At 62.1% G+C, this 7,482-nt stretch carries 8 protein-coding genes and 1 pseudogene; 8 read left to right on the top strand and 1 reads right to left on the bottom strand.

Going from position 1 to position 7,482, the window contains the following annotated elements; genetic code table 11:
- Positions 1-426 (bottom strand): annotated as a pseudogene (locus AC6I6H_RS09645) (hypothetical protein); the annotation flags it as partial.
- 9 nt (positions 427-435) lie between these two features.
- On the opposite strand from AC6I6H_RS09645, the gene fapR reads away from it, so the two are divergent.
- The 8 genes from fapR (at position 436) to rnc (ending at position 7,259) form a co-directional block, all read left to right on the top strand.
- Positions 436-1,017 carry a transcription factor FapR gene (gene fapR, locus AC6I6H_RS09640; protein WP_497953545.1) on the top strand — a complete coding sequence of 194 codons (582 nt, stop codon included), beginning with the start codon at positions 436-438 and terminating at the stop codon, positions 1,015-1,017.
- A gap of 4 nt (positions 1,018-1,021) precedes the next feature.
- Positions 1,022-2,014 carry a phosphate acyltransferase PlsX gene (gene plsX / locus AC6I6H_RS09635; RefSeq protein ID WP_497953544.1) on the top strand — a complete coding sequence of 331 codons (993 nt, stop codon included), beginning with the start codon at positions 1,022-1,024 and terminating at the stop codon, positions 2,012-2,014.
- A gap of 5 nt (positions 2,015-2,019) precedes the next feature.
- The gene (locus AC6I6H_RS09630; RefSeq protein WP_497953543.1) at positions 2,020-3,006 is read left to right on the top strand and encodes a beta-ketoacyl-ACP synthase III; all 987 of its coding nucleotides are present in this window, start codon (positions 2,020-2,022) and stop codon (positions 3,004-3,006) included.
- Between the two features lie 141 nt (positions 3,007-3,147).
- Positions 3,148-4,074 carry an ACP S-malonyltransferase gene (gene fabD, locus AC6I6H_RS09625; RefSeq protein ID WP_497953542.1) on the top strand — a complete coding sequence of 309 codons (927 nt, stop codon included), beginning with the start codon at positions 3,148-3,150 and terminating at the stop codon, positions 4,072-4,074.
- Positions 4,075-4,102: 28 nt separating this feature from the next.
- Positions 4,103-4,843: a 3-oxoacyl-[acyl-carrier-protein] reductase gene (gene fabG / locus AC6I6H_RS09620; protein WP_497953541.1), complete on the top strand. Its 741-nt coding sequence runs from the start codon at positions 4,103-4,105 to the stop codon at positions 4,841-4,843.
- A 151-nt stretch (positions 4,844-4,994) separates the two neighbouring features.
- The gene (acpP, locus tag AC6I6H_RS09615; protein WP_497953540.1) at positions 4,995-5,228 is read left to right on the top strand and encodes an acyl carrier protein; all 234 of its coding nucleotides are present in this window, start codon (positions 4,995-4,997) and stop codon (positions 5,226-5,228) included.
- A gap of 83 nt (positions 5,229-5,311) precedes the next feature.
- Positions 5,312-6,556 (top strand): beta-ketoacyl-ACP synthase II, encoded by a 1,245-nt coding sequence (gene fabF, locus AC6I6H_RS09610; RefSeq protein WP_497953539.1) that lies wholly within the window; start codon positions 5,312-5,314, stop codon positions 6,554-6,556.
- Positions 6,557-6,560: 4 nt separating this feature from the next.
- Positions 6,561-7,259: a ribonuclease III gene (gene rnc, locus AC6I6H_RS09605; protein ID WP_497953538.1), complete on the top strand. Its 699-nt coding sequence runs from the start codon at positions 6,561-6,563 to the stop codon at positions 7,257-7,259.
- Positions 7,260-7,482 lie beyond the last annotated feature (223 nt).

Here is a 7,482-nt window from a genome sequence, read left to right as displayed (position 1 = left end):
CGGCTTGCTCCGCCGCTGCCCCGCCTTGCGTCCGGCTTGCTTCGCGGCTGCCCCGCCGGGCGTCCGGCTTGCTCCGCCGCTGCCCGGCCGGCGTCCCGCCGCATTGCCGCCGCCCCGGCCGGGCGTCCCGCCTGCCTCGCCGCTGCCCGCCTGGCGTCCGGCTTGCTTCGCGGCTGCCCCGCCTGGCGTCCCGCCTGCCTCGCCGCTGCCCCGCCTGGCGTCCGGCTTGCTTCGCCGCTGCCCCGCCTGGCGTCCGGCTTGCCTCGCCGCTGCCCCGCGGGGCGTCCGGCTTGCTTCGCAGCTGCCCCGCCCGAAACCCGCTCCTGCGGCGCCTTCGCAGGCGCTGACGCTGTCGGGAAATGTTCGCGCTTCCCTTTTGCCCGCCTTTTCTATATACTTCTGTTTAGTACCTGGTATTAAAATCAATGAAAGCGGGTGGCGGATATCGACCGACTGCCCAAGCGCGAGCGGCAGAGGCAGCTCGCCCTCTACATTGAGGAGAATCCGTTCGTAACCGACGAGGATTTGACCCGCCGGTACGGAGTCAGCATCCAGACGGTCCGTCTCGACCGCCTCGAGCTCGGCATTCCCGAGCTGAGGGAGCGGGTGAAGGCGATGGCCGAGCGCTCCTTCGATCAGGTTCGTTCCCTTTCGCCCGAGGAAGTCATCGGGGAAGTCATCGATCTTCAACTGGACAAAAGCGGGATCTCCCTTCTCGAAATCCGGGAGGAGCATGTGTTTTCCCGCACGGGCATCGCCCGGGGGCATCATATTTTCGCGCAAGCGAACTCGCTTGCCATCGCGGTGATCAACGACGAGATCGCGCTTACCGCGGCGGCGGACATCCGGTTTGTCCGGCCGGTCCGGCTCGGCGAGAAATGCCTGGCCAAAGCGGCCATCCGGCGCAACTCGAGAGGCAACGCAAAGGTGGACATTGTGACCTCCGTCGGTCAGGAGGTCGTATTCCAGGGGCAATTTATCATTTATCACTCCAAGAACGCTGGGAAAGGGAGTTGATCGCATGCGGATCGCAATCGATGCGATGGGCGGAGACCTTGCGCCCGACGCTGTGGTGGAGGGGGCCGTCAAAGCCGCCCGCGAATGGCCGGACACGGAGATCGTCCTGGTCGGCAAGGTATCCCGGATGGAAGCGCTGCTGCGCGACAAACCGTCCAATCTGACGCTGCACCAGGCTGGCGAAGTCATCGCGTCGAACGACGAACCCGTCAAGGCCGTCCGGGGCAAAAAGGATTCCTCGATGGTCGTGGCGGCGAGACTCGTCCGCGAGAAGGAAGCCGACGCGATGATTTCCGCCGGCAATACAGGTGCGCTGATGGCGGCCGGCCTTCTGGTTGTCGGGCGCGTAAAAGGCATCGACCGGCCGGCGCTCGCCCCGATGATTCCGACCATGGACGGCGTCGGCACGCTGGCGTTGGACCTTGGGGCCAACATGGACGCCACGCCGGACAATTTGCTCCAGTACGCGATCATGGGCAGCATCTACCGCTCGAAGGTGGACGGCATCGACCAGCCGCGCGTCGGGCTCCTGAATGTCGGAACCGAGGAAACCAAAGGGAATGAGCTGACGAAGGCCGCCTACCCGCTGCTCAAAGCCGCCCCGATCCATTTTGTCGGCAACGTGGAAGCGCGTGACGTGCTGAGCGGCGAATGCGACGTGCTTGTTTGCGACGGCTTTGCCGGCAATATTTTGCTGAAATCGCTGGAAGGCACGGCGGGGGCCATTTTCAAAATGCTGAAGCATGAATTCACCCGATCGTTCGCGACCAAGCTGGCTGCGGCCGCCTTGGCGCCGGGGATCAAGGAATTCCGGAAAAAACTCGATTATCACGAGCACGGCGGAGCGCCGATGCTGGGGCTGAACGGACTGATTCTGAAAAGCCACGGCTCGTCGGACGCGACCGCGATCATGAACGCCGTCCGCCAAGCCCGCACGGCGGTGGCCGGCCGGCTTGTGGAGTCCATTTCGGAGGAAATCGGCAAGGAAGCGGAGTGAAAGCAATGGAACTCATCCCGGTAGGGGTATTGGGCACCGGAAAATACGTGCCCGAGCGGGTATTAACAAATTTCGATTTAGAAAAAATGGTGGATACCAACGACGAATGGATTCGGACGCGCACGGGCATGCGGGAACGCAGAATCGCATCCGCCGAGCAAGCGGCGTCCGATTTGAGTTTCGAGGCGTCCAAGCGGGCGATCGCTAACGCGGGAATCCGTGCGGAAGACATCGACCTGATCATTGTCGCGACGGTAACGCCGGATATGGCGTTCCCGTCCACGGCTTCGGTGCTTCAGGATAAGCTCGGTGCAAAAAAAGCGGCAGCCTTCGATTTATCCGCCGCCTGCACGGGCTTTATCTACGGCCTGGCCAACGCGGCGAACTTTATCGCCCTCGGGACTTATAAATACGCGCTGATCGTGGGGGCCGAGGTGCTCTCCAAGATTACCGATTACACCGACCGCAACACCTGCGTGCTTTTTGGGGACGGCGCGGGTGCCGTGGTGATCGGAGCAGTGCCGGAGGGCCGCGGGTTCCGTTCCTTCGAGCTCGGCTCGGACGGCTCGGGCGGGGAGCTTCTGAAGCTGCATGCGGGCGGCTCCCGCTGCCCGGCGACGCCGGCCAGCATCGAGCAAAAGCTGCATTACCTGTACATGGCGGGCGCGGAGGTGTTCAAGTTCGCCGTCCGGATCATGGGCAGCGCGGCCGAAGAAGCTTTGCGCAAGGCGGGCATGGAAAAAGCCGACATCGATCTTCTCGTGCCGCACCAGGCGAACATCCGGATCATCCAGTCGGCCCTGAACCGGCTGAACGTGCCGGAGGAGAAATGCATGGTCAACCTGGACCGGTATGGCAACGTGGGCGCGGCGTCGATTCCGATGGCGCTCGCGGAGGCCGCGGAGGAAGGACGGCTGAAAGAAGGCGACCGGATTGTTATGGTCGGCTTTGGCGCCGGATTGACATGGGGGGCTTCGGTCCTCGTTTGGTAGCGGGGCGGTGCGGTTCCCGCGGCATAGCGTTCCGCCCTTTGGCGGTCCTGCCGGGGAATGGCAGCCTTTGCGGGAAACTACACGGGAACCGGCCGCCCGGTTGGGGCCGGTTCCGACTTTGGATCAAGCGGGAGGACCGGAATGGGCAAAACAGCATTCGTTTTTCCCGGGCAGGGGGCTCAGGCCGTCGGCATGGCCCGGGATGCATATGAAACTTCGCCGGAAGCCCGGGCGATTTTTGAACGGGCCGACGCGGCGCTGGGCTTTTCGCTTTCCGGGCTCGTGTTTGAGGGACCCGAGGAAGAACTGAAGAAGACATATAATACCCAGCCTGCGCTGCTGACCGCAAGCGTGGCGCTTTACGCCGCCCTTGCGGCCAAAGGCGCGAAAGCGGACTTTGTCGCCGGGCACAGCCTGGGCGAATACAGCGCGCTGGTAGCGGCGGGCGTCTTATCCTTTGAGGATGCCGTCCGCACGGTACGCCGCCGCGGAGAGCTGATGGAAGCGGCGGTTCCGGCCGGGCAGGGGGCGATGGCGGCGGTGCTGGGCGCCGAACGCGTCGCGCTGGCCGCGCTGTGCGCGGAAATCTCTCCGTCCATCGGACCGGTGGAGCTGGCCAACGTGAACTGCCCGGGGCAGATCGTCGTCTCGGGCGCACAAGAGGCGGTCGCTTCCGTTCAGGAACGCGGCAAGGAAATCGGAGCGAAGCGCGTGATTCCGCTGGAGGTTAGCGGCCCGTTCCATTCCTCGCTCATGCAGCCCGCCGCCGACGGCCTGCGGGACGTGCTGGCCCCGCTTTCCTTTGGCGCGGCCGCCACACCTGTGATTGCAAACGTCACGGCGGAGCCCGTAACCGATCCGGAGCGGATCCGTTCGCTGCTGACGGAGCAGGTTGTTTCTCCCGTGCTGTGGGAGGACACCGTCCGCCGGCTCGCGGCGGAGGGCGTGGAGCAGGTGTACGAAATCGGCCCCGGAACCGTTTTGGCCGGCTTGATCCGCAAGACGGACAAGACGATTGCCGTTGTGAGCGTAAACGGAATGGAAGCGATAGCAGCTTATGCCGGCTAATCCGGCGGACAGAAGGAGGGAAACCGGCATGCTGGCAGGCAAAATAGCGGTGGTAACAGGCGCATCGCGCGGTATCGGCCGGGCGATTGCGGTCGGGCTTGCGGAAGCGGGAGCCGACGTGGTCGTCAACTATTCGGGGAGCGCGGACGCTGCCGCCGAAACCGCGGCGCTTGTCGAAGCCGCCGGAAGGCGCGCGCTTGCGGTGAAAGCGGATGTATCCGATTATGCGCAGGTGGAAGGGCTGATCGAACAGACGCTTTCGGCCTTCGGGCGGATCGACATTCTGGTCAACAACGCCGGAATTACCCGCGATAATCTGATCATGCGCATGAAGGAAGAGGAGTTCGACCAGGTTATCGCCACGAACCTGAAGGGCGTTTTTAACGGAATCAAGGCCGCGACCCGGCCGATGATGAAGCAGCGGGCCGGCCGGATCATCAACATTTCCTCGGTGGTCGGCTCGCTCGGCAACGCCGGACAGGCGAACTACGCAGCCGCCAAGGCGGGCGTGTTCGGATTGACCAAGTCGGCGGCGCGAGAGCTTGCCTCGCGCGGCATTACGGTGAACGCGGTGGCGCCGGGCTACATCGTCACGGAGATGACGGACAAGCTGCCGGAGGACGCCAAAGCGAAGCTGACCGGGCAAATTCCGCTCGCCCGTCTCGGCGCGCCGGAGGATGTCGCGGGCGTCGTCCGTTTCCTGGCTTCCGACGCGGCGGCTTACGTAACGGGGCAAACGCTGCATGTGGACGGCGGCATGTACATGTGACGACGCCCGTCCGGACAAGGATGGATGACCTTTCGTTTTTGGCGGAATGGCGCGGTTTTTCGGTGCGAACCGACGGAAAAAAGCAGGGCTGCGGGACCCTATGGTAATTTGCCCGCGGTTTTCGTATAATACCATGGAGGAGGTGAACCGGATGTCCGATGTAGTAGAACGCGTAAAGCGCATCGTTATCGACCGCCTCGGGGTGGAAGAATCTGAAGTTACCCTGGAAGCGTCTTTCAAAGATGATTTGGGAGCTGATTCCCTCGATGTCGTGGAATTGGTGATGGAATTGGAAGACGAATTCGATATGGAGATTTCCGACGAAGATGCAGAGAAGATTACGACGGTGGGAGAAGTAGTGAATTACATACAATCTCATACGTAGGAGATAATCCTCCAAGTCCCGTTGCAATGCCGACGGGACTTCTTCTCCTCATGCGGAAAGTCCACTACAATAGAGGTGAGTGTATGGCACGACGAGTGGTTGTGACGGGAATGGGAGTCCTGACGGCCCAAGGCCGCGACCTGGACACCTTCTGGAAAGCGCTAATGGCTGGTAAATCCGGCGTTTCCTTGATCGAGAGCTTCGATGTAAGCGATTATACGACCAAGATCGCCGCTTCTATAAAGGATTTTAACCCCGAAGAGTACATAGACAAGAAGGACCTTCGGCGGATGGACCGCGTCGTGCAGTTTGCGGCGGCGGCCAGCAAGATGGCGCTGAAGGATGCCGATCTGCAGATCGGCGAGAATGTGGACCCGCATGAAATCGGAGTCTACATCGGCTCCGGCATTGGCGGACTGACGACCTGGGAAGAGCAGCACCGCATCCTGATCGAGAAGGGACCGAGGCGGGTCAGCCCGTTTTTCATTCCGATGATGATCGCCAACATGAGCGCGGGACAAGTCTCGATCCTGACCGGCGCGAAAGGCCCCAACAGCACCGCCGTTACCGCCTGCGCCACGGGCACGAACTCCATCGGCGATTCCTACCGACTGATCAAGTACGGCGAAGCCGACGCGATGATTTGCGGCGGAGCGGAAGCAACGATCACTCCGATGGGGCTTGCAGGCTTCTGTTCCATGCGGGCGATGTCGACCCGCAACGAGGAACCCGAGAAGGCAAGCCGTCCGTTTGACAAGGATCGCGACGGGTTCGTCATGGGCGAAGGCGCCGGCGTTCTGATTCTGGAGGAGCTGGAGCACGCGCTTAAGCGCGGAGCCCGGATCTACGCCGAGATTGTCGGTTACGGCATGAGCGGCGACGCGCACCACATGACCGACCCGTCTCCGGGCGGCGAAGGCGCGGCGCGCTGCATGAAGAAGGCGATCAAGGACGCGGGAATTCCACCCGAGGCGATCGATTACGTCAACGCGCATGGCACTTCCACGGGCGCGGGCGACAAAGGCGAAACCGACGCGATCAAGAGCGCTTTCGGCGAAGCCGCCTATAAGGTCGCCGTCAGCTCCACGAAGTCGATGACCGGGCATCTGCTCGGCGCGGCGGGCGGGGTGGAAGCGATCATTTGCGCCCTGGCGCTGCAAAACAGTATGATTCCGCCGACGATCAACCTGGACAATCCCGATGAAGGCTGTGATCTGGATTACGTCCCCCACGAGCCGCGGCAAGCGGAGCTGGAATACGTCATGTCGAATTCGTTTGGCTTTGGCGGCCATAACGCAACCATTATTATGAAAAAATACGAGGCGTAGTCCCATGAACCGTGATTTAAAGCAGCTTCAGGATTCGCTCGGCATTTCGTTTCGCAATCCCGCGATTCTCCGCCAGGCTTTTACTCATTCCTCCTATGTAAACGAGAATCGGGCGGCGGGCGCGAAGGATAACGAGCGGCTGGAGTTTCTCGGCGATGCCGTGCTGGAACTGACCGTATCCGAATATTTGTTCGAAGCGCATCCGAACCGGACGGAAGGCGAGCTGACGAAGCTGCGGGCTTCGATTGTATGCGAGCCTTCGCTTGTCACGTTCGCCGAAAACCTCGGCTTTGGGCAGTTTGTCCTGTTGGGCAAAGGCGAAGAACTGACCGGCGGCCGCACCCGGCCCGCTCTGCTCGCGGACGTGTTCGAATCGTTTGTCGGCGCTCTGTATCTGGATCAGGGGCTGGACGCCGTTCGGGAGTTTCTGAAAAGCTGCATGTTTCCCAAGATCACGGCCGACGGCAAACCTCAGATCACGGATTACAAAACCCGGCTGCAGGAATACGTCCAGCAGCACGGGCTCGGTACCTTGGAATACCGGATTGCGGAGGAGCGCGGACCGGCGCACGAGAAGGAATTTGTTTCCGAAGTGTGCATGGACGGCACCCTGCTCGGTACGGGAGCGGGCCGTTCCAAAAAGGAAGCGGAGCAGCACGCCGCCTCCAAGGCGCTTGCCAAGCTGGATGTGCAGGGCGAGTAGCCGTGTTTTGGCCAAGCCGCCCGGAGGGCGCGCGGGGCGTTCCGCAGGAGAAAGGAACGCATCCGCGCCTTCCGGATTTCCCGGCAAACGCCGCTTTCGTTCCCGATGGGGAAGGGAAGCGGCGTTTGCTGCGTGAAGGGCCGGTCCGGCGATCCTCCGCGCGAAGCTGCCGGAGCCGGCGATAGCTGAGGGCCGGGCGTTGTGATACAATAAACGGTGTATT

Source organism: Gorillibacterium sp. sgz306347 (assembly GCF_059735245.1).
Note: the sequence above shows the minus strand (reverse complement) of the source record. Positions and strands in the feature narration are given on the sequence as shown.